The sequence below is a fragment of the Sphaerisporangium krabiense genome, from assembly GCF_014200435.1.
Lineage (GTDB): Bacteria > Actinomycetota > Actinomycetes > Streptosporangiales > Streptosporangiaceae > Sphaerisporangium > Sphaerisporangium krabiense.
Genome location: NZ_JACHBR010000001.1, coordinates 4420018 through 4441006, shown reverse-complemented (window position 1 = coordinate 4441006; position 20989 = coordinate 4420018). Strand labels below are relative to the sequence as shown.

General features: G+C 72.4%; 21 protein-coding genes. 7 read left to right on the top strand and 14 right to left on the bottom strand.

Going from position 1 to position 20989, the window contains the following annotated elements; all coding sequences use genetic code 11:
* Window positions 1-127: 127 nt before the first annotated feature.
* The 4 genes from BJ981_RS19700 to ngcE all read right to left on the bottom strand — a co-directional run bounded on the left by BJ981_RS19700 (window position 128) and on the right by ngcE (window position 5728).
* On the bottom strand, window positions 128-2260 hold the full coding sequence (locus tag BJ981_RS19700; RefSeq protein WP_239139676.1) for a M6 family metalloprotease domain-containing protein: 2133 nt from the start codon (window positions 2258-2260) through the stop codon (window positions 128-130).
* A 148-nt stretch (window positions 2261-2408) separates the two neighbouring features.
* Complete coding sequence (locus BJ981_RS19695) at window positions 2409-3314, bottom strand: carbohydrate ABC transporter permease (protein ID WP_184612778.1); 906 nt, start codon at window positions 3312-3314, stop codon at window positions 2409-2411.
* 2 nt (window positions 3315-3316) lie between these two features.
* Window positions 3317-4222: a carbohydrate ABC transporter permease gene (locus tag BJ981_RS19690; RefSeq protein WP_184612777.1), complete on the bottom strand. Its 906-nt coding sequence runs from the start codon at window positions 4220-4222 to the stop codon at window positions 3317-3319.
* A 54-nt stretch (window positions 4223-4276) separates the two neighbouring features.
* A complete protein-coding gene (gene ngcE / locus BJ981_RS19685; RefSeq protein WP_184612776.1) occupies window positions 4277-5728 on the bottom strand; it encodes an N-acetylglucosamine/diacetylchitobiose ABC transporter substrate-binding protein in 1452 nt (483 codons plus the stop codon).
* Window positions 5729-6188: 460 nt separating this feature from the next.
* Between ngcE and BJ981_RS19680 the strand changes: the two genes are divergently transcribed.
* On the top strand, window positions 6189-7421 hold the full coding sequence (locus BJ981_RS19680) for a DUF4032 domain-containing protein (protein ID WP_204070668.1): 1233 nt from the start codon (window positions 6189-6191) through the stop codon (window positions 7419-7421).
* A gap of 13 nt (window positions 7422-7434) precedes the next feature.
* On the opposite strand, the gene BJ981_RS19675 is transcribed toward BJ981_RS19680, so the two are convergent.
* From BJ981_RS19675 to BJ981_RS19650, 6 genes are all read right to left on the bottom strand, one after another.
* Window positions 7435-7944: a 2-thiouracil desulfurase family protein gene (locus BJ981_RS19675; protein WP_184612775.1), complete on the bottom strand. Its 510-nt coding sequence runs from the start codon at window positions 7942-7944 to the stop codon at window positions 7435-7437.
* An 18-nt stretch (window positions 7945-7962) separates the two neighbouring features.
* A complete protein-coding gene (locus BJ981_RS19670) occupies window positions 7963-8838 on the bottom strand; it encodes an alpha/beta fold hydrolase (protein ID WP_184612774.1) in 876 nt (291 codons plus the stop codon).
* A gap of 100 nt (window positions 8839-8938) precedes the next feature.
* Window positions 8939-9595: an SDR family oxidoreductase gene (locus BJ981_RS19665; protein ID WP_184612773.1), complete on the bottom strand. Its 657-nt coding sequence runs from the start codon at window positions 9593-9595 to the stop codon at window positions 8939-8941.
* A gap of 60 nt (window positions 9596-9655) precedes the next feature.
* On the bottom strand, window positions 9656-10525 hold the full coding sequence (locus BJ981_RS19660) for a DUF4328 domain-containing protein (protein ID WP_221314734.1): 870 nt from the start codon (window positions 10523-10525) through the stop codon (window positions 9656-9658).
* 105 nt (window positions 10526-10630) lie between these two features.
* A complete protein-coding gene (locus BJ981_RS19655) occupies window positions 10631-11665 on the bottom strand; it encodes an LLM class flavin-dependent oxidoreductase (protein WP_443729022.1) in 1035 nt (344 codons plus the stop codon).
* 93 nt (window positions 11666-11758) lie between these two features.
* Window positions 11759-12196 carry a hypothetical protein gene (locus BJ981_RS19650; RefSeq protein ID WP_184612771.1) on the bottom strand — a complete coding sequence of 146 codons (438 nt, stop codon included), beginning with the start codon at window positions 12194-12196 and terminating at the stop codon, window positions 11759-11761.
* Window positions 12197-12514: 318 nt separating this feature from the next.
* Between BJ981_RS19650 and BJ981_RS19645 the strand changes: the two genes are divergently transcribed.
* The 6 genes from BJ981_RS19645 (at window position 12515) to BJ981_RS19620 (ending at window position 18204) form a co-directional block, all read left to right on the top strand.
* Window positions 12515-13228: a nucleotidyltransferase family protein gene (locus BJ981_RS19645; RefSeq protein ID WP_184612770.1), complete on the top strand. Its 714-nt coding sequence runs from the start codon at window positions 12515-12517 to the stop codon at window positions 13226-13228.
* Between the two features lie 22 nt (window positions 13229-13250).
* Window positions 13251-13391 carry a hypothetical protein gene (locus BJ981_RS19640; protein ID WP_184612769.1) on the top strand — a complete coding sequence of 47 codons (141 nt, stop codon included), beginning with the start codon at window positions 13251-13253 and terminating at the stop codon, window positions 13389-13391.
* Window positions 13392-13456: 65 nt separating this feature from the next.
* Window positions 13457-14440, top strand: a complete 984-nt coding sequence (locus BJ981_RS19635) for a hypothetical protein (RefSeq protein WP_184612768.1) — start codon at window positions 13457-13459, stop codon at window positions 14438-14440.
* Window positions 14428-16101: a PEP/pyruvate-binding domain-containing protein gene (locus BJ981_RS19630; RefSeq protein WP_184612767.1), complete on the top strand. Its 1674-nt coding sequence runs from the start codon at window positions 14428-14430 to the stop codon at window positions 16099-16101. Before BJ981_RS19635 ends, BJ981_RS19630 begins: the two co-directional genes overlap by 13 nt.
* Window positions 16098-17411: a hypothetical protein gene (locus BJ981_RS19625; RefSeq protein ID WP_184612766.1), complete on the top strand. Its 1314-nt coding sequence runs from the start codon at window positions 16098-16100 to the stop codon at window positions 17409-17411. The genes BJ981_RS19630 and BJ981_RS19625 overlap by 4 nt, the downstream gene beginning before the upstream one ends.
* Window positions 17386-18204: a glycosyltransferase family 2 protein gene (locus BJ981_RS19620; protein ID WP_184612765.1), complete on the top strand. Its 819-nt coding sequence runs from the start codon at window positions 17386-17388 to the stop codon at window positions 18202-18204. Before BJ981_RS19625 ends, BJ981_RS19620 begins: the two co-directional genes overlap by 26 nt.
* Here the strand turns inward: BJ981_RS19620 and hypE are convergent.
* The 4 genes from hypE to BJ981_RS19600 are packed head-to-tail and all read right to left on the bottom strand — an operon-like array spanning window position 18134 to window position 20989.
* Window positions 18134-19198: a hydrogenase expression/formation protein HypE gene (gene hypE / locus BJ981_RS19615; RefSeq protein ID WP_275422333.1), complete on the bottom strand. Its 1065-nt coding sequence runs from the start codon at window positions 19196-19198 to the stop codon at window positions 18134-18136. The genes BJ981_RS19620 and hypE overlap by 71 nt on opposite strands.
* Entirely contained in the window at window positions 19195-20364 is a 1170-nt protein-coding gene (hypD, locus tag BJ981_RS19610; protein WP_184612764.1) for a hydrogenase formation protein HypD, read from the bottom strand. Before hypD ends, hypE begins: the two co-directional genes overlap by 4 nt.
* 6 nt (window positions 20365-20370) lie before the next feature.
* Entirely contained in the window at window positions 20371-20622 is a 252-nt protein-coding gene (locus tag BJ981_RS19605) for a HypC/HybG/HupF family hydrogenase formation chaperone (RefSeq protein WP_372437025.1), read from the bottom strand.
* Window positions 20597-20989 carry a hydrogenase maturation nickel metallochaperone HypA/HybF gene (locus BJ981_RS19600; protein ID WP_184612762.1) on the bottom strand — a complete coding sequence of 131 codons (393 nt, stop codon included), beginning with the start codon at window positions 20987-20989 and terminating at the stop codon, window positions 20597-20599. The genes BJ981_RS19605 and BJ981_RS19600 overlap by 26 nt, the downstream gene beginning before the upstream one ends.

The window sequence follows — 20989 nt, the reverse complement described above, 5'->3', positions numbered from 1 at the left end:
GGTCTGTGAGCGAAAGATCCAGAACGGTCCCATCATCACCTCGGAGTGGCGGACGGGAAAGGCTCGCCGCTCGTGTTCAGGGGTCGGGCAAGGGGGGGTGCGGCCCCCTTGCCCGGCCACGTGTGCGTCAGAGGCTCACCAGCCGGCACGAGGCGGTGGAGGTCTTGGACGGGTCACTCTCCGAGGTGGCGGTGAGGTTCACCTTGGCGAGGTGGTTGCCGCCCGGCGTCCGCTGCGCGTAGACCACCACGGAGGCGGTCCCGCCGAAGTCGACGGCGGTCAGCTTGTTGGGCAGCCAGGCCGTCCAGCCCTTGCCGTCCACGGTCGCCGACAGCCGGTAGACGTCGGACTTCAGGTAGGCGGAGACGTCCTCGGGGTGCTGCCCGCGTGGCGCCGCGGCCTTGCCCGTGTTGGTGAGCGGCAGCTCGCAGGCCACCCACTCCGTGCCCTTGGTGACCGCGGCGCTCGGCAGCACGCGCACGCCGCGCTTCTGCGGCCCCGCGCCGTCCAGGGAGCGGACCGCCACGGTGTAGGACAGCAGGCCCTGCCGGTCGCGGTGCTTGTCGATGACGTAGAACCGCAGGCGGTTGCCCTCGTCGGTGTACTCGTACTCGCTGCCGGAGTCGGCGCCCGCGTGGAACAGCGCGTCGGACAGCTGGCGGTAGTCGCCGATCGTGATGGGCACCTTGGTCCCGTCGGGCAGCACGTAGTCGGTCATGCCGATGTGCTGGGGGTTGGCGTCCACGACCCATTCGAACGGCGCGTCGTCCTCGTTCTTGGTCTTGGCCAGCAGCACGCCGGAGTCGGGCGTGAAGGAGTCGGCGCCGATCCGGTCCACGACCTCGACCGTGTAGTTGTCGTAGCCGCCGCCGTCGCAGTACGGGTCGGTGGCGGCGTCGCACGCCGGGGCGCGGTCCTTGTCGAGGGTGATGTTCACGCCGGACAGGCCGGTGTCGCCCGGTCGCGCCTCGCGGGCCGTCACCCGCGCGACGACCAGGCCCGACTGGGCGAGCGCCTCGCGCGACAGGCGCAGGACGTTCCGCTCGTCCACCATCTCCAGCTTGAGCTTGTTGCGGAGCATGTGCTGGGCGCCCATGGCCGAGCCGCCGGTGGGCGGGATCACCCAGCGGCTGTGCGGACCGCCGGGGCCGTTGAAGGTGCCGCGGCTGAGCATCTCCCAGGGGCCGGAGTAGTCACGGCGCGGCGGCACGCCGAACGGGTTGTTGTAGTTGTCGCCGATGCCGAGGATGTGGCTGAACTCGTGGGCGTACACGCTCATGCCGGAGCTCTCGGCCTGGGTGGAGGAGCCGCCGCCGGCGTTGGGCCAGATGGTGGAGCCCGAGGCCCAGGAGGTCCACTCGACGTACCGGGTCCTGGCCCAGTTGGGCAGGCTCGGGTCCGGCGGGCCGAACTCGTCGGTGACGTCCTCCTTGGTGGGGAACTTCATCGACCCGAACTCCTGCCAGGTGGAGGACTCGTCCTGGCCCGCGCTCAGGAAGAAGACGAAGTCGAACCCGGCGGCCGTGTCCGCGCCGACGTCGGCGACCCACGCGGCGCGGCCGTCGGTGCGGATGTTGCGGTTGCAGGTGTCCCCGGCCGGGCACCCGGTGCCCGCCTGGAACTCCATCGCGTACTCGTGCGACTTGCCGGGCATCCGGTACGGGCCGAACGCGGTGAGGTCGACGCCGTACCGGCCACCCGAGTCCTCCATCCAGTACTCGTGGATGGTGTGCCCGCGGTTCAGGGTGTTCGGGGTGTTGAGGAAGTCCTTGTAGAACTCGGCCACCTGCTCGCGGGGGACGTCGTGCGCCTCCACGCTGGGGTTGCCGAAGACCGTCGAGCGCGCCGGCCGGGTGACGACGAAGGACTGGTTCGGGTAGTCCAGAAGGACGAGCGCGCCCTTGAACGTCCGCTTGGAGCCCTTGGCGGCGGGGTTCGCCCACTTCGTTCCTGGGACCGGCTTGTAGTCGGCCCACGTCATGTGGTCGGGGTTCTTCCAGTTCTGCGGGTCGATCGCGGCGGGCCCGCCCGGCTTGCCCTTGAACAGCGCCGACGGCTCCTGTTCCTGCCAGGGCTGGCGCTGCGGCCAGTTGTCGGCCTGCCAGGGGTTCGGGGGCGCGGGCGGCGGCGCGGCCGAGGCCGGGGCCTGGGCGGTCACGAGCCCCGCGGGCCCGAGCACGATCGCGGCGAAGAGGAGCGCGAGCCGTCTCTTTACGGAGATCTTCCGGCGGCTCTTGGCATGATGGACCGACGACGTCACGGCATAACCCTCCGTCTGGGGGCCGGGGTTCAGCGGAGGACGCTACAGACGCCGTTGACGGAGATCTTCCACCATCTGTAGGAAAAATCAGAGTGAAATGTCCTACAGATGGTGAAACGGGCCGCTCAGAACCCTCGGACCGGAAGGGTCACTTGACCGCGCCGGCCGTGAGGCCCGACTGGATCTGCCGCTGGAAGATGATGTACACGATCATCATCGGCAGGATCGCCATGGTGAGCGCGGCGAACAGACCGGGCCAGTCCGCCTCGTAGCCGGCGTTGGTGTTGATGTTCGCGATGCCCTGGGTGATCAGCCACTTGTCCTCGACGCTGCCCGAGAGCAGCACGATGGGCAGGAGGTACTGGTTCCACTGGCCGAGGATGTTGAAGATCGTGATGCTGATCAGGCCCGGCTTGGCCATCGGCACCATGATCTGGAAGAACGTCCGGGTGTGCGAGGAACCGTCCATCATCGCGGCCTCGGCCACCGAGTTCGGCAGCGTCTTGAAGAACGCGGTCAGGAAGAACACCGTGAACGGCAGCGAGTAGGCGATGTAGACCAGGATCACGCCGAGGTGGGTGTCGATCAGGCCGAGGTTGCGGACCACGAAGAACAGCGGGACCAGCGCCAGGAAGACAGGGAACGCCAGGCCGGAGACGAACAGGTAGTAGACGATCCGGTTGCCGGGGAACCGGAAGCGGGCGATCACGTACGCGGCCATCGAGCCGAACAGCATCGTGAAGAACGTGCTGACGCCGACCACCAGGACCGTGTTCAGCATGTACCGCCCGATGTGCGCCTTCTCCCAGGCACGTCCCCATGAGGCCCAGCTGAAGTCCTGGGGCATGGCGAGCGGCGCGTCGCCCATGATCTCGGGGTTGGTCTTGAAGGAGGCCAGGAAGGTCCACAGGATCGGGCCGATGACCAGGATGGCCCACACGATCAGGGCTATGTGGGAGAGTGCGCCGAAGGCGCCGAGCTGGTTCTTCTTCTGCCTGCGCCGGGAGGTGGCGCGCGCGGGCGCCGCCCGGTACGCGTCGGTCTGGGTCGCCATTCTCAGACCTCGATCCTTTCACGACGCGTCACGCGCAGGCTCAGCGCCGCGAACGTGATGGTCAGGAAGAACAGGGCCACACCCATCGCCGAGGCGTAGCCGAACTTGGAGAAGGTGAACGCCGTGCGCCAGATCTCCAGAGGGAGGACCGTGGTGGCGTTGTCGGGGCCGCCGCGGTCCACGGAGAGCACCTGCACGAGGGCGAAGGCGTCGAACGCCGCGATGCCCAGGTACACCCAGCCGACCTGGATGGTGTCCCAGATCAGCGGGAGCGTGATGCTGAAGAACAGCCGGAAGCGCCCGGCGCCGTCCAGGGCCGCCGCCTCGAAGACCTCGCTCGGGATGGCCGCCATGCCGGCGGAGAACAGCACCACGTAGAAGCCGACGCCCTGCCAGATGATCACACCCATGATCGACCACAGGGCAAGGTTCGTGTCGATGAGCCAGCCCACGGGGCCGAGGCCGACCAGGTCCAGCAGGCCGTTCAGCACACCGGTGTTGTCGGGGCGGTAGATGGCCTGGAACAGGACGCCGACCACCGCCACCGCCAGGACCTGCGGGAAGAAGTAGACCACCCGGTAGAACTTCGACCCGCGGACCCCGGCCATCTTCCCGCTCTTGCTACCCCCTCCGACGTTGAGCAGGAACGAGAAGAACAACGCGATCGCGATCGTGATCAGCGGCATGGCGACCAGCAAGACGGCGTGGTGCCGCACCGCGGCCCAGAAGACGTCGTCGCCCAGCAGGCGTGTGAAGTTCTCGAACCCGATGAACTGGGGATTCGCCGAGATGCCCCGCCAGTTGGTCAGCGAGATGTAGAACGCCTGCAAGTACGGGCTGATCACGAAGATCGCATAAAGGATCACCGGGATCACGAGGAACGAGAAGATGAACCCGTACTTCCTCATCCTGTTCGAGGCCACCCTTCCGGCGCCCCCGACGTCGCCATGCCGCATGATCGACTACACCGTCCGGTTCTGCTTGGTGATCGAGGAGTCGGCCTTGACGGAGTCCGCCTTCTTCTGCATGTTGGCGCAGAACTCGTCGGCGGAGATACGGCCGAACATCAGGGAGTTGGTCTGCTTGCGCAGCTCGGTCTCCAGCTCCTTGTACCAGTTCTCGAACTGGCTGTAGGTGACGATGTTGTCACCCGCCGCGCCGATCGCGTCGTTGAGGCTCTTGATGCCCGGGGACAGCGACAGGCCCTCGGCCGCGCCCTTGACGACGGTGAGGCTGCCGGACTTCTCGGTGAAGCCCTTCGCGCCCTCCTTGGAGAGCATGATGCGGGCGTACTCCAGCGCGCCGGCGGTGTTCTTCGCCTTGGCCGGGATGATGTACGGCTCGCCCGAGGCGACGCGGATGGCCTCGTAGGGCATCTTGTCGGACGGCGTGAGGCTCGGGGTCGGCGCCACGGCGTACTCGAAGGTCTTCGGGGTGTTGGACTTCTGCTCGTTCTCCAGCCAGGAGCCCGACGGGTAGAACGCGACCTTGTCCTGGTTCTGCCGGGTCTGGACCTCGGTGTGGATCAGACCCTCGTAGCTCTTGTCGATGTACTTGCCGATCTCGGCCCAGGCCGCGGCGGACTGCTTGACCGAGTCCTTCAGCCAGGCGCCGTCGACCAGGTTGTCGATGTCCAGCAGGACCTGGTTGCCCTCGACCTTGGCGGCGGTGATGAGGATCATCCAGTACTGGTAGTACGAGGCGTTCTTGCCGGCGTAGGCGTACGGCGTGAGACCGGCGGCCTTGATCTTCTCGCAGACCGCCTTGAACTCGGTGAAGTCCTTCGGCGGCGCCCAGCCCTTCTCCTGGAAGAGCTTGGTGTTGTACCAGAGGCCGTAGCCGCTGGACACGTAGTTCAGGATGAACGGCTTGCCCGCGATCAGGCCCGACTCGACCGTCCCGGCGAGGATCGTGTCCTTGATCTTCTTGCTCGGGTCGTCGATGGACGGGGCCTCGAACAGCGGGGTCAGGTCGAGGAGCTGGCCCTCGCTCTGCAGGGCGCCGTTGTCCATGAGGTCGGTGCCGGAGTTGGCGATGAAGTCCGGCACGTCGCCGCTGGCGAAGCGGGGCTGCAGCGTCTGGGCGATCTGCTGGGTCGCGACGTGCTTGATCGTCGCGTTGGGGTACGTCTTCTTGTACATCGGCTCATGGACGTCCTTGGCGTAGCTGTCGCCGAGTCCGCCCTTGAAGATCACCACTTCGAGGGGCGCGTCCGCCTTGACTCCGAAAGGATTCTGCGCGGAGGTCGCGGCGGCGCTCGGCGCGGCGCTCGGAGAGGCCTCGGAGCTGCTGCCGCCCGTCGCGCAGGCGGCCAGCATGCTGCCGGCCGGTCCCGCGACGAGGGCGGTCAGGCCGATACGGCGGAGCATCTGCCGCCGGGTGATGTCTTTGGGGGAGCCTGCGGAGTTGGTCATCAACCCTCCAGGAATGGGGCCAATCAATTAGGAAAGTTTCCTAAACGTTTGAGGAACGTACGTCCATCCCTGGCCGGGGTCAAGTGGTATGGGCCAACCCGTGATCGAGCTGTAGCCGACCAGCACTCGCCCCGCGACCAACGGCCGTGTCCGACCCCTGCCGCGGCTACCGTGAAACCTAGCATCGGCACAGGTCACCGGCCGAAAAAGTCACAAATTGAGGCCAAATCGACACCCTCTTGACCCGGTCTAGACCAGCACAGCGAAGATCGGCTGTCAGGGCCGCCACCGGTCTGCCTCCGGAGCTCGCGGCGATCTTGGACGGCTCCGCGGGTCCGCGCGGCGGCCGCCCTGTCGCAGAGGGAAATGTACGCCTGATGTCCGACCTGTGAACCGGCTCGCCGTCCCGCGCCGGGAACGGTTACCGTCGAATCCGACAACCCCGACATGGAGGAGCACATTGCCGCTCCAGATGACCGGCGCCCCCAGCGATCCCGATCTCATCCGCCTGCCCTGGGACGTCCCCCTCGAAGAGTGGCCCGAGCACCACCTGGTCACACTCCCCCGGGGCATCTCCCGGCACATCGTGCGGTTCGCCAGGCTGTCCGGACGGGTGTACGCGATCAAGGAGATCAGCGAGCGGTACGCCAAGCGGGAGTACCAGCTCCTCTGGGACCTGAACCGGCTGGACGCGCCGGCCGTCGAGCCCGTGGCGGTGGTGACGGGCAGGCGCGAGGCGGGCGGCGAGCCGCTGAACTCCGCACTGATCACCCGCCACCTGCAGTTCTCGCTCCCCTACCGGGCCATGCTGTCGGGCACCCTGCGCCCGGACACGCTGATCCGCCTGCTCGACGCGCTGGCCGTCCTGCTGGTCCGGCTGCACCTGGCCGGGTTCTACTGGGGCGACTGCTCGCTGAGCAACACCCTGTTCCGGCGGGACGCGGGGGCGTTCGCGGCGTACCTGGTGGACGCCGAGACCGGGGAACTGCATCCCGTGCTCAGCGAAGGGCAGCGCAATTACGACATCGAAGTCGCTCATATCAATATTTACGGGGAAATGCTGGACCTGCAGGCGGGCGGTTTCCTGCACTCCTCGATAGACCCTCTCGCGTTCGCCGAGCAATTGTGCCGCCGTTATCACCGGCTGTGGGACGAGCTCACCCAGGAGGAGATCGTCGAGGACGTCGAATGGCACCTCATCGACCAGCGCATCCGCCGGCTCAACTCCCTGGGCTTCGACGTCGCCGAGATGATGGTCAGGCGCAAGGCCGGCACCGCCCGGCTGATCGTGCGGCCCAAGGTCGTGGACTCCGGCCACCACCAGCGCCGCCTGCTGCGCCTCACCGGGCTCGACGTCGAGGAGAACCAGGCCAGGCGACTGCTCAACGACCTCGACTCCTTCCGCGTGGCCAAGGGGCTGCGCCACGAGGACGAGGCGATCGTGGCGCACCGCTGGCTCGCCGAGATCTTCCAGCCCACCGTGACGGCGATCCCGCCCGACCTGCGCGGCAAGCTGGAGCCCGCGCAACTCTTCCACGAGGTGCTCGACCACCGCTGGTACATGTCCGAGACCGCGGGCCGCGACGTCGGCCTGGAGGCCGCCCTGGCCTCCTACATCGACACCGTGCTGATCTTCAAGCCGGACGAGAAGGCGATCATCGGCGGCCCGGAACCCGACCCCACCGGTCTCTAGACCGGGGTGGCGCTCAAACCGTGCCCGCCGCCTCCTCCAGCCCGGCGACGTGGGCGGCGGCCTCCGCCAGGCGGTCCTCGCCGAAGACGCGCACCCCGCCGGCCTCCAGCAGCGCGGCCGTCACGCCGGCCCCGGGAGCGACCCGGCCCCGGAAGGTGCCGTCGTGGACGCGCAGGCTCCCGCAGGACGGGCTGCCCTCCTTCAGCAGGGCGACCCGGACGCCCATCGACCGCGCCACGGCCAGCGCGGCGTGCGCGCCCGCCAGGAAGTTCGCCGTGACGTCGGCGCCCGCCGGCGTGAGGACGCGGGCCTGGCCCGCCAGCACCGCGGCCCCGCCCGCGCCGCCCTCGATCTCGGCGGGCGGCCTCGGAACGGGCAGCCCGCCCTCCATCTCGGGGCAGAACGGCACGAGGCGGCCCTCGTCGCGCCAGCGGGCGAGCAGCGCGTCGTCCAGCCTCTTGGCGCGGCCGTCGAAGCGCACGGCACGCCCCATCAGGCAGGCGCTGACGAGGATCCTCTCCATGCCTCCACGGTACGGGCCCTAGACGGCCTCGGCGCGCCCGGTGAGCTCGGAGACCGCGGACACGATGTCGGGCCAGAGGGGCTCGGGCAGATCGTGCCCCATGCCGGGGAAGGTCAGCAGCTTGGCCTCCGGGATCGCGTCGGCCGTCGCCACGCCGCCCGCCGGCTGGATGAGCTGGTCGCGCTCCCCGTGGATCACCAGGGCGGGCACCGACAGCCCGCGCAGGGCGGGGGTCCGGTCGCCCGAGGCGAGGATCGCCGCGAACTGGCGGGCGAACCCGGCCGGGTCGTAGGAGCGGTCGAAGGCCCGCGCGGCGAGCGCGGCCACCCGTTCCTCGTCCATCGGGTACCCGGGCGAGCCGAGCACCCGGGCCGACTCCACCGCCCGGCGCACGACGGCGTCGCGCTCGGGCAGCGAGGGGGACAGCAGCGCGGCCAGCGCCCGCTCGGTCGGCGCGCCGACGTACGGCGACGGCGTGGACATGACCGAGGTGAGGCTGCGCGTCCTCGCCGGGTGCCGTGCGGCGAAGGACTGCGCGATCATGCCGCCCATCGAGACGCCGAGCAGGTGGGCGCCCTCCCAGCCCAGGGCGTCCAGCAGCCCCGCGGCGTCGTCGGCCATGTCCTCCACCAGGTACGGCGCCGCCACGGGCCCGCCGCCGAGCGCCTGGCCGAGGTCGGGGACGCCCGCGGCGTGCAGGTGCGTGGACAGCCCCGCGTCCCGGTTGTCGAAGCGGACGACGTGGTGCCCGTGCTCGGCGAACATCGCGCAGAGCCGTTCGTCCCACTGGATCATCTGCGCGCCGAGGCCCATGATCAGCAACAGCGGGCGCCCGCCGGGGGAGCCGAAGCTGTCGTAGGCCAGGTCGACGCCGTTGACCGTCACACGGTTCATGCGACCAGAGTGACATTCGGTTTCCCGTGCCGACAAGGCCGCCCCGGCGTGTCCGGCGCCCCCTGGTGAGGGACCCGGGGCGGCGCGGGCGTCCCAGGGGTCAGCGGGCGTACCTGGCCACGGCCTCCTCGACCGGGACGCCGCCCTGGACCAGCTCCAGCGTGCGGCCGGCGGCGCCGGGCGTGTCCAGCAGCGCGACGATCACCGCGGCGACGTCGTCCCTGGTGACCGTGCCGCGCGGCACGCGCTCGTCCAGGAGCACCCTGCCCGTGCCCGGCGCGTCGGTGAGCCCGCCCGGACGCAGGATGGTCCAGTCCAGGTCGCGCGCCCGCAGATCGTCCTCGGCGTCGCCCTTGGCCCGGACGTAGGCGGCCCAGACCTCGTCGGAGCCCGCGCGGGGCGGCGCGTCCGCGCCGATCGCGGAGATCTGCACGAACCGCGCCACGCCCGCCCGCTCGGCCGCGTCCGCGAGCAGCACCGAGGCCGCGCGGTCCACGGTGTCCTTGCGCGCCGCCCCACTGCCCGGCCCGGCGCCGGCCGCGAACACCACCGCGCCCGCGCCCCGCAGGTGGGAGGCGACCTCCTCGACCCCGGCGCCCTCCAGGTCGCAGAGCACCGGCCGGGCCCCGGCCGCCTCCAGGTCGGCCACGTGCGCGGCGTTCCTGATCAGCCCCACCGGCTCGTCGCCGCGCCCGGCGAGCAGGCGCTCCAGACGCAGCGCGATCTTGCCATGTCCCCCCGCGATGACCACACGCATACGAGCCGCCCTTCGATCGCCTGAGCCGGTCATCCCCTGCCGTGTGTCCCGGCACTCAAATCATGCGGCACCCGGGCCCGCGGCGGGCGCGGTGCGGTGAAGCTCCTGGAAAACCGTGATCCGGCGGACGACCAGGACCGCCAGCACGGCCGCGGTGAGCCCGGCCGCGGTCGCGACCACCTCGACGACGGCGGCGCCGCGCAGGTCGCCGAGGTCCTCCCCGCGGAAGAAGACACGCTGGACGGTCCACGCGACGAAGGTCGAGCACAGCCACGACGTCCACCACAGCCGCACCAGGCCGGGACGGCGCCCGCGCACGGTGACCGGCCCCCGCTGTGAGGCCAGCCAGATGTCGTCGACGACCCCCTTGGGCACGAAGAGGCTCACCACCGGCAGGATCCATCCGAAGACCAGCCACAACGTGGCGTAGCGGTGCCGCAGCGGGCTCATGGCCTCGGCGTTGGCGCGGGCGCGGAACAGCCACACCACGAAGACCACCCCGGCCGCCGCCTGCGTGAGGACCTTGGCGAACCAGCTCAGAGCCCACAGGTCGTCGCCGGCGTCGAGCGCGCCCAGGACCACGTCCTCCCCGTCGAGCACGGAGCCGATCACGATCACGCGGGACACGGCGACCACCCCGCCGAACAGCGCCGTCAGGCACCAGAGGCCGAGCGTCGCCGTCACCGCCACCGTCAGCCCGTGGATGGGGCGCACCGCGCGCGCGGGCACGGCCGGGCCGTACAACGCCTCCCACGGGGAAGGGCCCGGCGGAGGAACCGGAACACCCTGGACGGGCGGCGCCACGGAGGCCGTGCCGCCGGTGGCACGGGCATCCGCGGGGACGCCCGCGTGCGCGTCGGAGGGGCGGTGACAGGTGGGGCAGAAGGCGGCGTCGGAGGGTAACGCGTATCCGCATTGCGGGCAGGCCATCGGCTCTCCAAATCGGCATATACCACGGGAAAGGAGGCCAATGGTAGGGTGCACCCCCCTTACCCGTCATCCCACTTTTTGTGAAATATCGTTTTATCGGCTGATTTACGGAGAATGTCGAAATGCGGCCCGTACGGCGGGAAGCACCTCCGCGCCCAGCCGCGCCACGTTCGCCCGGGTGAGCTCCGGGTCGCCCGCCCCCTCCACCAGAAGGATCAGGTGCCGCACGCCGGTGCGCCGGATCGTGGCGATCATGGTGTCCGCGCAGTGGGCGGGCGAGCCGACCGGGTGCAGGCGGCACAGCAGGTCGGCGTACTCGTGGGCGTCGCGCGGACGGTACGGCCGGTCGTCGACGGGACGGTACCCGGCCAGGCCGGGCGCGAGCCACCGCGGCAGCGACCTCCGCATCGCCGCCACCGCCTCGGCGGTCGAGTCGGCCACGTAGGCGACGCCGGCCGCGACATGCCCCGCGCGCCCGGGCGCCCCACCGGCGGCCTCCGCGGCCTCGGCGTGCTCGCGGACCATGGCGGCCTTCTCGGCGTCGCCGACGTGCATGCCGAGCAGCAGGGGGAGCCCCCGGGACGCGGCCAGGCGCGCGGTGTGCGCCGAGGTGGCCGCCACGACGGGCAGGAGCGTGCCGCCGGGCCGAGGCACGATCTCGACCTCGCGGAACCGGAAGGCCGGGCCGTCCGACGACACGCGGGGGCGGTGCAACGCGGCCAGCAGCAGGTCGAGGCTCTCGGCGAAACCGTTCTCGAAGCGGTCCAGACCGCTGCCGAACACCTCCAGGTCCACCCACGGGCCGCCGCGCCCCACGCCGAGCCGGAACCGGCCGCCCGACACCCGGTCCAGCAGGGCGGCCTCCTCGGCCAGCGCCACCGGATGCCGGGTGGACAGCACGCTCACCGCCGTGCCGACGCCGACGCGCTCGGTCCTGCCGAGGACGTACCCGGCCAGGGTGACGGCCGAGGGACACACGCCGTAGGACATGAAGTGATGCTCGGCGATCCACACGTCGTCGAACCCGGCCCGCTCGGCGGCCACGGCGGTGTCCACCGCGGCCGCGAGCACCTCCCCGTGGTCCCGCCCGGGGAAACCCGCCGCCAGGAGGAAGACCCCGATGCGCACGTCGTCCGCCACGGCTCAACTGTGCCACCGGCACGGCCGTAGATCACCCCCCGTCGGGGGACACCTCGAACCGAGCCGGGCCGCGCGCGGCGCGGACGGGGCCGGTCAGCCTCCCTGGTCGCCCGCGACCATGGTCGGGCTGTCCTCGTGGACGGTGTCCTGGACCCCGACGCCCGTGTGCCGCTCGGGCCCGGACGTGCCGTGCGGCCGCCGCGCGGGTCCCTCGACGCCCTGCTTCTTCAGTCCCGGCTCCTTCTCGCGCTGGGCGATCTTCTCGGCCCTGCCGGTCATGCTCGGGCCGACGCCCAGGGGCGCGGTGGCCTCGGTGTCGGTCGAGGGCACCCCCTCGCGCTCGACCTCGGTCACGACGCGCGGCGGACGGCTGTCGCCGAGCGGCGGGCTCGCGAACGCGCGATCCCCCGCCATGGCGACCTGCGCGCGCACTTTCCCGCGAAGTTCGTCCAGGTCGACCCTGTGGCCGGCGCTCTCCGTCCCGAGTGGCGTGGTCATGACGTCGTCACCCCCGTTGCGCACGTCATCCATCGCGGATTCCTCGCATATGTGGACCTACCCAGGCCCGCGCCCGTGGATGCGCGACGGCGGGCCGCGGCGCGCGGCGGGCCTCTCCGGCGGGGGCCGGCGAAGAACTTCTTGCCAGACCCGCGTCGCGGGCGCATCATGTGTCCAGAACCCCCGCTACGCAAGGTAGTCGCTCGATCACATTCCCGACATGGCGCGCGGAGGGCGGACGTGACCACAGGAACGCCGGGCCGGTGACGGCCGCGGCCGAGCCGGAGGGCACGGTGACCGCGATCGACGGCACGTCGGATAGCACACCCCGGTCGGGGCTAAGGTTCGCCCATGGTTACCGACACGAACACCGTACGACAGGCCGTCATCCTGGCCGGTGGCCAGGCGACCCGGCTGCGGCCCTACACCGACGACCGCCCGAAGGCGATGATCCCCGTCGCCGAGCGGACGATCTTGGACTGGCAGCTGGACTGGCTCGCCGCGCAAGGCATCGAGCATGTGGTGGTGTCGTGCGGCTACCGGGCCGACGTCCTCCAGGACCACCTCGGCGGCCACTCCTACCCGATGAAGATCGAGGTGGCCGCCGAGTCGGAACCCCTCGGCCGGGGCGGGGCGCTGCGGTTTGCCGCGGACCACCTGCCGAGCCGCGGCCACCGGTGGCTGGCCCTCAACGGCGACGTGCTCACCCGTTTCCCGCTGGAGGAGATGGTGGAACGGCACGTCACCGCCGCGGCGATGGCCACCATCGCCCTCGCCCAGTACCGGACCACGTGGGGCATCGCGACCCTGGACGACCATGACCGCATCGTCGGGTTCGTCCAGTCGCCGCGCCTGCCGTACTGGATCAACGGCGGCATCTACGTCTTCGAACCGGACGTGATCCCGCTGCTGCCGGAGAAGGGCGACCACGAGGACACCACGTTCCCGCAGCTCGCGGTCGACAAGCGGCTCGCCGCCTACAAGATCAACGGCTACTGGCGGGGCGTGGACACGATCAAGGACGTCAACGAGGCAACCGAGGAGGTCAGCCGGCTGGGCTGGTGACCTCCCGAAGGGAGAGTCCGCCATGGCGGAAGTCATGCTCGCCGACTCCAAGCTCGCCCGATTCGTCGCGATGCTCGCGCGTGCCGCCGAGACGCGACCCGACACCACTCCCACCCTCCCGCCCGTCAAGGTCTCCGAGCCGGCCACCGACCTGAACGGATGACCTGAGCGACGTCCGGGGGCGGCCGCGCTCCGCCGCCCCCGGAGGTCCACGAGCGGGAGGGCCTCATGGAGATACGCTGGCGCGACCTGGTGATCTGCGACTACGAGATCGACCTGATGGAGGGCGCCGCCGGCCGCGGCGCGCTCGTCGAGTACGACCTGTACGGCAGGGGGTTGCGCGTCGCGCCCCGCGTGCTGCTGGACGACCCCGTGCCGCTCGGCCGCGTCCGCCGCCCCGGCGTGGTCGACGTCCCCGCGGCACGCTACGACCCCTTCTGCGCCGCGGTGCGCGACCGGCTGCTGACCCTGGACGGCGCCCTCGCCGCGCGGGCCGCGTTCGACGACGCGCGGCGCGTGCTCACCGCCGGGCTCGCCCTCCTGGAGGAGCACCTCGCGGGCGCCGCCCCGCCTCCCCCGCTGCGGGACCTCGCGGCGGCGACGGACGCCGTGATGGCGTTCCACACCCTCAACTGGCTGCTCCCCCGCGAGCGCGCGGAGGACCACCTGAGCGCGGTGCTCGGCGACAGGACGGCGGCCCGCGCCTGCCTGCTCGCCCAGATGGTCCCGGCCGAGCCCGCCCACCTGCTGGACGTGCACGCCTGGCTGCTGGAGTGCGCCGCGGACGCGGACGCGGAGACCTTCGCCAGGCGCGGCGGCTTCCTGCAGCGCCAAGGGCTCGCGGCGACCCCATGGGAGGACCCGCGCCACGCCTCGGCCCTGCTGGAGCGCCTGGCCCGCGACGGGGAGGACCATCTGACGGCGCAGGTGTCCGCGCTGCGCGAGAGCCACCGCCGCGCGTCCGCCCGGCGCGACGACCTGTACGCGGCGGCGCTGCTGGCCTGCGCGGGCGACCGCGCCGCCCACGAGACCACCCAGGCGATCGGCGTGGTGTGCGAGCTGGCCGCCGACGAGGAGGAGTTCCGCAAGGTCGCCCAGCAGCGCCTGCTGCGGGCGCTCCGCCTGCTCGCCGAGACCCACCGCTGGGACGCGTTCACGCTCACGCTGGACGGGTTCGCCGCCGCGTTCGAGGAGGTCGCGTGCGCGCGTTGATCGAGGCCGGCGACCCGTCGCGCCACGGGGGCAAGGCCGTCGCGCTCGCCGTCCTGGCCCGGGCCGGGCTGCCGGTGCCGCCGGGGATCGTCCTGGACGTCGAGGAGGTCACCGCCGTCGCCGAGGGCCGGGCGGCCGCCCTGGTCGGGGAGATCGCGGCGTGGGCGCGGGCGCGGGCGCCGCACGGCGTGGTGGTGCGTTCCTCGGCGCCGGCCGAGGACGGCGAGCACGCGAGCTTCGCCGGGCTGTTCGCCTCGCGCTTCGCCGCGCCGGCCGTGGCGGCGCTCGGGCGCGCCGTCGCGGAGGTGCGCGCCTCGGCCTCCGGGCCCGCCGTGACCGCGTACGCCGCCGCGCGCGGCCTGCCGCCGCCCACGGGGACGGCCGTCCTCGTGCAGCCGGCGATCCGGCCGTGGAGCGCGGGGGTGCTGTTCACCCGCTGGGGCGAGGACTGGCGGATCGAGGCCACGCTCGGGCTGGCCGTCCTGCTGGTGAACGGAGAGGTCCGGCCGGACGTCCACACCGGACGGGGCGAGCGGATCGCGGAGAAGTACGTCGTCGCGCTGCCCGCCGCGCCCGAGGAGGCCGGTCTGCCGCCCGGCGAGTGGATCTCCTGGCCCGCCGGCGGCCGGTCCAAGCTCGTGTTCAGCGATGACCACCTGGTGTACGCGCGCCCGTCCACGGCGACCGGCCGCGCTCCGGCCCTCGACCCGCCCGGCGTGACCGCGGTGCGCGAACTCGGGCGCGAGGCCGCCCACGTCCTCCGGCATGACGCCCTGGACGTGGAATGGGCCCGCGACCACCACGGCCGCCTCTGGCTCCTCCAAGCCCGCCCGGCCACCGCTCCGTCCGCTCCCACCCCCGAATCGCCCCCAGGCAGCCCACCGCTCCCTCACGACCCACCGCCCTCCGGCGATCCGGCGCTTGCCGGAGAGCCCTCCTCCCGTGGCCGGGTGCTGGCCGGGGAGGCGGCCTCGCCGGGGGCCGCGTCGGGGGCGGCGGCGGTGATCCTGGACGCGGGCGACGCGGGGCGCATGCCGGACGGCGGGGTCCTGGTCTGCGGTCCCGCGCGTCCCGAGCTCGTGCCCGCGCTGGTGAAGGCCGCCGCGATCGCGTGCGCCGACTCCGGCCTGCTGTGCCACACCGCGATCGTGGCCCGCGAACTCGGCAAGCCCTGCGTGACCGGCCTGCTCACGGCGCCCGAGGTCGTCAGGGACGGCGACCTCGTCACCGTGGACGGCGACCGCGGCCTGCTCCTCCTCGACCCCGGCGGGCTCCCGCCCGAGGCCCCCGCGCACCGGCCGCCTCCCACATCGCGGGGACCGCGGGTCGTCTCCAGGCCGCCCGCCGTCCCTGAGCCGTGCGTCCTGGCCGTCGACCACCGCACACGCCCCCTCCTGGCCGACCCCGGCGCGCTCACCCGGCAGGGCGTGCTGGGGGTCCTGCTCCCGCACGGCGAACCCACGGAAGAGACGGCCCAGGTGAGCCCCCTTGCCGGCGGCGGACTCGTGCGATGGCTCTCCGCCCCCCGCCCCCTCCCTCACGAACTCTGGGCGGGCGACCCCACGACCCACGTGACCCGGCAACGGCTGATCCTCTCGCCATCGTCCACGCCGCCCCCCGGACCGCCCTCGCCACCCGGCTCGACCGGGGAGGGCCGGTGAGCGTGGTGTCCGCGCCCGTGGTGGTGCATGCCGACGCGTATCTCACCGGGCGGTTCGACGCCTCGCCGCTGCGGCGGGTGATCGACCGGGTGGCCGGTCTGCCCACGGTCACCGCGGTGGACGTGTGGGCGGACGTCGCGCCCAAGACGCTCGGCGTCCCGACCGGGGTCGCGGTGACCACGTCCGCCGACGACCCCATGGTCTACCCGACCGCCGTCACCGACATCGCCTGCGGCTTCGCCGTGATCGCCACCGGCGTGGACCCGGCGGGCTGGAGCCGGGAGCGCGCCAGGCACGTGTTCGCCGACGTCAGAGCGGCCATCGGCGTCACCTCTCCCGGCAGGATCGCGCCGGACGTCGACGTCGACGCGGTCCTCGACGGCGGCCTGACCGCGCTGCCGGACCCCACCGGATACGACCCCGGCCCCGGGGCGGAGCAGCCGCCGGGGCTGCGCGGAGACGCGGGCCTGTTCGACGCGGGCCTGCGCCGGCTCCTGGCCGACCACGCGGGGTCGGTCTCCGGTCATTTCGTGGCCTTCTACACCGCCCAGCCCCTCGACATGCCCGACATGAGCGGTGTGGTGGACGGGGAGTTGGTGGTCGTCGTGCACACCGGGGCGCCGGCGATCCGGGCCTGGGCCTACGAGAACCTGTTCGGGCGCATGGCCGGGCGCTGCCTCGACCTGCGCCTGGTCGAGCCGGGCCTGGTGGGAGAGCACCAGCTGTTCGGCCTGCCGGCGAGCGACCCGCTGTCCCAGACGTTCCTGCGGTTCGCCGACACCGCCGTCCTGTACGGCTACGCGACCCGGCACCTGTGCGCCGAGGAGATCCTGGCGGCCCTGGAGCGCCACCGCCCGCGCCGCGTCGCCGCGCCACGGCTGCTCCGCCACACCGGCCACGGCTGGTACGAGCACCGGCCGGGAAGGCTGCGCTCCGGGCGGGGCATCCAGCCCCTGACCGGGCCGGACGGCGAGGCGCGCCCGACGCTCGTGGTGGGGGCCGACCGCACGCACTCCTACCTCGTCGTGCCCGGCCCGCACGGCGACCTGACGGGGAACCTCGTCGGGCACGGCATCCCCATGTGGGCGCATGACCGCCCGGTGGCGGCCCCGCCCGGCCTGCCCGACCCGTCCTGGCTGCCCGCCAACACCCCGCTGGACGCCCGGCTGTGGCGGGACGGCGTCGCGAACCTGGAGCTGACCGTGGCCTCGCTGGCCTCGACCGGCGTGGCACGCCCCGTCGTCCGTCTGCTGCCCTGGGCGAACTACAAGGAGACCTGCGTCGATGCCGTCACCCGCCCCCGAGCCTGAGCTGTCGGTCGTCATCCCCGTGCGCGGCGGCCACACCGGCATGACCGCGACCCTGGACGTCGTCAGGGCCGCCTGGCCGGATTCGGAGATCCTCGTCGTCACCGACCCGGCGACGCCCGGCCCCGCCGCCGCCGCGACACGCTCCTACGCGCTGACCGTGGACGCCCGCGTGCGGCTGCTCGAAGCGCCGGGGGCCAAGGCCGCCGCCGTCCGGCACGGCCTCGCCGAGGCGCGGGGCCGGGTCGTCTGCTACCTCGACGCCGACCACGGGTGGGAGGCGGGGCCGGACGACATGCGCGCGATGGTCGCCCGGGTGCGGGACGGCGAGGCCGACTGCCTGGTGGCGCAGCGCGACCAGCACGACTGGAGCGCGACGCGGCGGGCGAAGACCAACGGGTTCATCCGCCTGACGCGCCTGCTGTTCCCGCGCATGCCCGTGCGCGACACCCAGACGCCGCTGAAGGTCATGACCCGCGCCGCCGCGCGGGCCGGGCTGGCCAGGTCGTCGTGGCGGTCATGGGCGTTCGACGTCGAGCTCCTGCACACCCTGGCCGCGCGGGGGTACCGGGTCGCCGGGCACCCGGTGCGGTGGAAGGGCGGCGGCGGCGAGCTGCCGTGGGCGTCGGCCGTGCTCATCGCCCTCATGGCCCCCGGCATGGCCGGCGGGCTGCTGGCCGCGCGGGTGCGCACCCTGCTGCGCCCGGCCCGCCGCGACCGGGTGTTCAGCAGATGCGGGGCAGAGGATCGCCCACGAGCACGTCGACGATCCGCGTCCCTCCGAAGGAGGTCCTGAGCAGCACCAGGCCGGGCGGGTCCTGCGCGATCCGCCCGATCACGGCCGCGCCCGCGCCGAGCGGGTGCGCGCGCAGCGCGTCCAGCGCGGCGGGCGCGGCGCCCGGGTCCACGACGGCGATCATGCGTCCCTCGCAGGCCACGTACAGCGGGTCGATGCCGAGCAGCTCGCAGGCGCCGCGCACCGCCGGACGCACCGGGACGGCGTCCTCGTCGAGCACGACCGCGGCCTCGGACGCCCCGGCGATCTCGTTGAGCACCGTCGCCACGCCGCCCCGCGTGGGGTCGCGCAGGCAGCGCACCTCTCCCTGGCGGCAGGCGTCCAGCAGGCAGGCGACCAGGCCCGCCAGCGGGGCGGTGTCGGAGGCGAGGTCGGCCTCGATGTCCAGCTCGCCCCGGGCGAGCATGACCGTGACGCCGTGCTCGCCGATCGGCCCCGACACGATGACCGCGTCCCCGGGCCGCGCGGCGGAGGCGCGCAGCCGGACCGCCGGGTCCACGGTGCCGACCCCGGCCGTGGTGATGTAGCAGCCGTCCGCCTTGCCGCGCTGCACGACCTTGGTGTCGCCGGTGACGATCGGCACGCCGGCGTCCCGGGCGGCCCGCGCCATCGAGGCGGTGACGCGGCGCAGGTCCTCGACGGGGAAGCCCTCCTCCAGGACGAACGCCGCCGACAGGTACGACGGGCGGGCCCCGCACATGGCGAGGTCGTTGACGGTCCCGTTGACCGCGAGGTCCCCGATGTCGCCGCCGGGGAAGAACAGCGGGGTCACCACGTAGGAGTCGGTGGTGAACGCCAGCCCGTCGGCGACCGCGCCGTCGGCGAGCGGGGCCAGCAGCGGGTTGGAGAACGCCTCCAGGAAGACGGCCTCGATGAGCGTGCGGGTGGCCTTGCCCCCGGCGCCGTGCGCGAGCGTGACCAGTTCCTCGCGCACGCGGGGCTTGCGGCGGCGTACCCGCTCGATCCGCTCCAGCACCTGCTCCTCGCCGCTCACGGCCGCTCCCCGTCCCCCGCCGTCCCGGTCGGCGCCGTCCCGGTCAGCGTCGCCTCGCGCACCCGGTCGCGCGAGAACCGGCCGAAGTTGTAGTAGGCCGCGCAGGCCCCCTCCGACGACACCATGCACGTGCCGATGGGCGTCTCGGGTGTGCAGGCCGTGCCGAATACCTTGCACTCCCAGGGTTTGAGCACGCCCTTCAGGACCTCGCCGCACTGGCACGCCTGCGGGTCGGCCACCCGCACGCCGGGGACGCCGAACACCCGCTCGGCGTCGAACTCGGCGTACCCGTCGCGCATCCGCAGCGCCGACTCCGAGATGAAGCCGAGGCCGCGCCACTCGAAGGTGGGGCGCACCTCCATCACCTCGTCGATCACGGCCAGCGCCTTGAGGTTGCCCTCCCACGGCACGACCCTGGCGTACTGGTTCTCGACCTCCGCGCGCCCCTCGGCGAGCTGGACGAGGTTCTGGTACACCGCCTGCAGCACGTCCAAGGGCTCGAAGCCCGCGACGACCAGCGGCTTGCCGTGGTCGCGCGCGATGAAGCGGTACGGCAGGCAGCCGATCACCGCCGAGACGTGGCCGGGGCCGATGAACCCGTCCAACCGCAGGTCGGGCGAGTCCAGGATGGCGTTGATGGCCGGGATGATCATCACGTGGTTGCAGAAGACCGAGAAGTTCGTGACACCCTCGGCCCGCGCGCGCAGCACCGTCATGGCCGTGGACGGGGCCGTGGTCTCGAAGCCGATCGCGAGGAACACCACCCGCCGGTCCGGGTTCTCGCGGGCGATCTTCAGCGCGTCCAGCGGCGAGTACACCATGCGGATGTCCGCGCCGCGGGCGGTGGCCTCCAGGAAGGTGCCGCGCCCGCCGGGGACGCGCATCATGTCGCCGAAGGTGGTCATGATCACGCCGGGCTGCTCGGCGATGTGGACGGCGTCGTCCACCCGGCCCATCGGGATCACGCACACCGGGCACCCCGGCCCGTGGACGAGCGTGACCGCGGGGGGCAGGTGGTCCTCCAGGCCGTGCTTGTAGATGGTGTGGGTGTGGCCGCCGCAGACCTCCATGAACTTGTACGGGCGGCCGGGCTCGCACAGCGCCGCGATCCTCGCGGCCAGGGCCCTGGCCTTGGCCGCGTCGCGGTACTCGTCGACGAAGCGCACCGCGCCTCACCCCTCTTCGATCATGGAGTCGCGCAGCGCCGCGATCTCGTCCTCGTAGGCCTGGCCGATGCCGGTGAGGAAGTCCAGCGCCGACTTGGCCTCCGCCTCGTCGATCTTCGACAGCGCGAAGCCGACGTGGATGAGGATCCAGTCGCCCGGCGCGAGCGGCTCCCCCTCCAGCAGGCCGATGTTGATGGCGCGCCGCACCCCGCTCACGTCGACCGTCGCCAGGTCAGGACGATCCTTGAGGATCTCCACGATCTCCCCGGGAATTCCCAGGCACATGCGCCGCCTCCGCGAGCTGGATGGATTCGAGGACGAGGTCGTCGCCCCCTTCGACGTCGACGTCGGTGTCCCCGCAGTGGGGGCACACCGCGTACGGGTCCACCGACGTGGCGGTCCCGGCGCAGGCACGGCAGGTGAGCCGCACCGGGACCGTCACCAGGTCGAGCCGCGCGCCCTCGGCGACCGTCCCCTCGGCGACCAGTGAGAACGCGTCGTTGAGCGAGGGCTCGGCGACGCGCAGCAGCGCGCCCACCTGGACGCGCGCCCGGCGTATGCGCCGGCCGTCCGCGCGGCCCTCGACCGCGGCGAGGATCGACTCGGCGATCCCGAACTCGTGCAC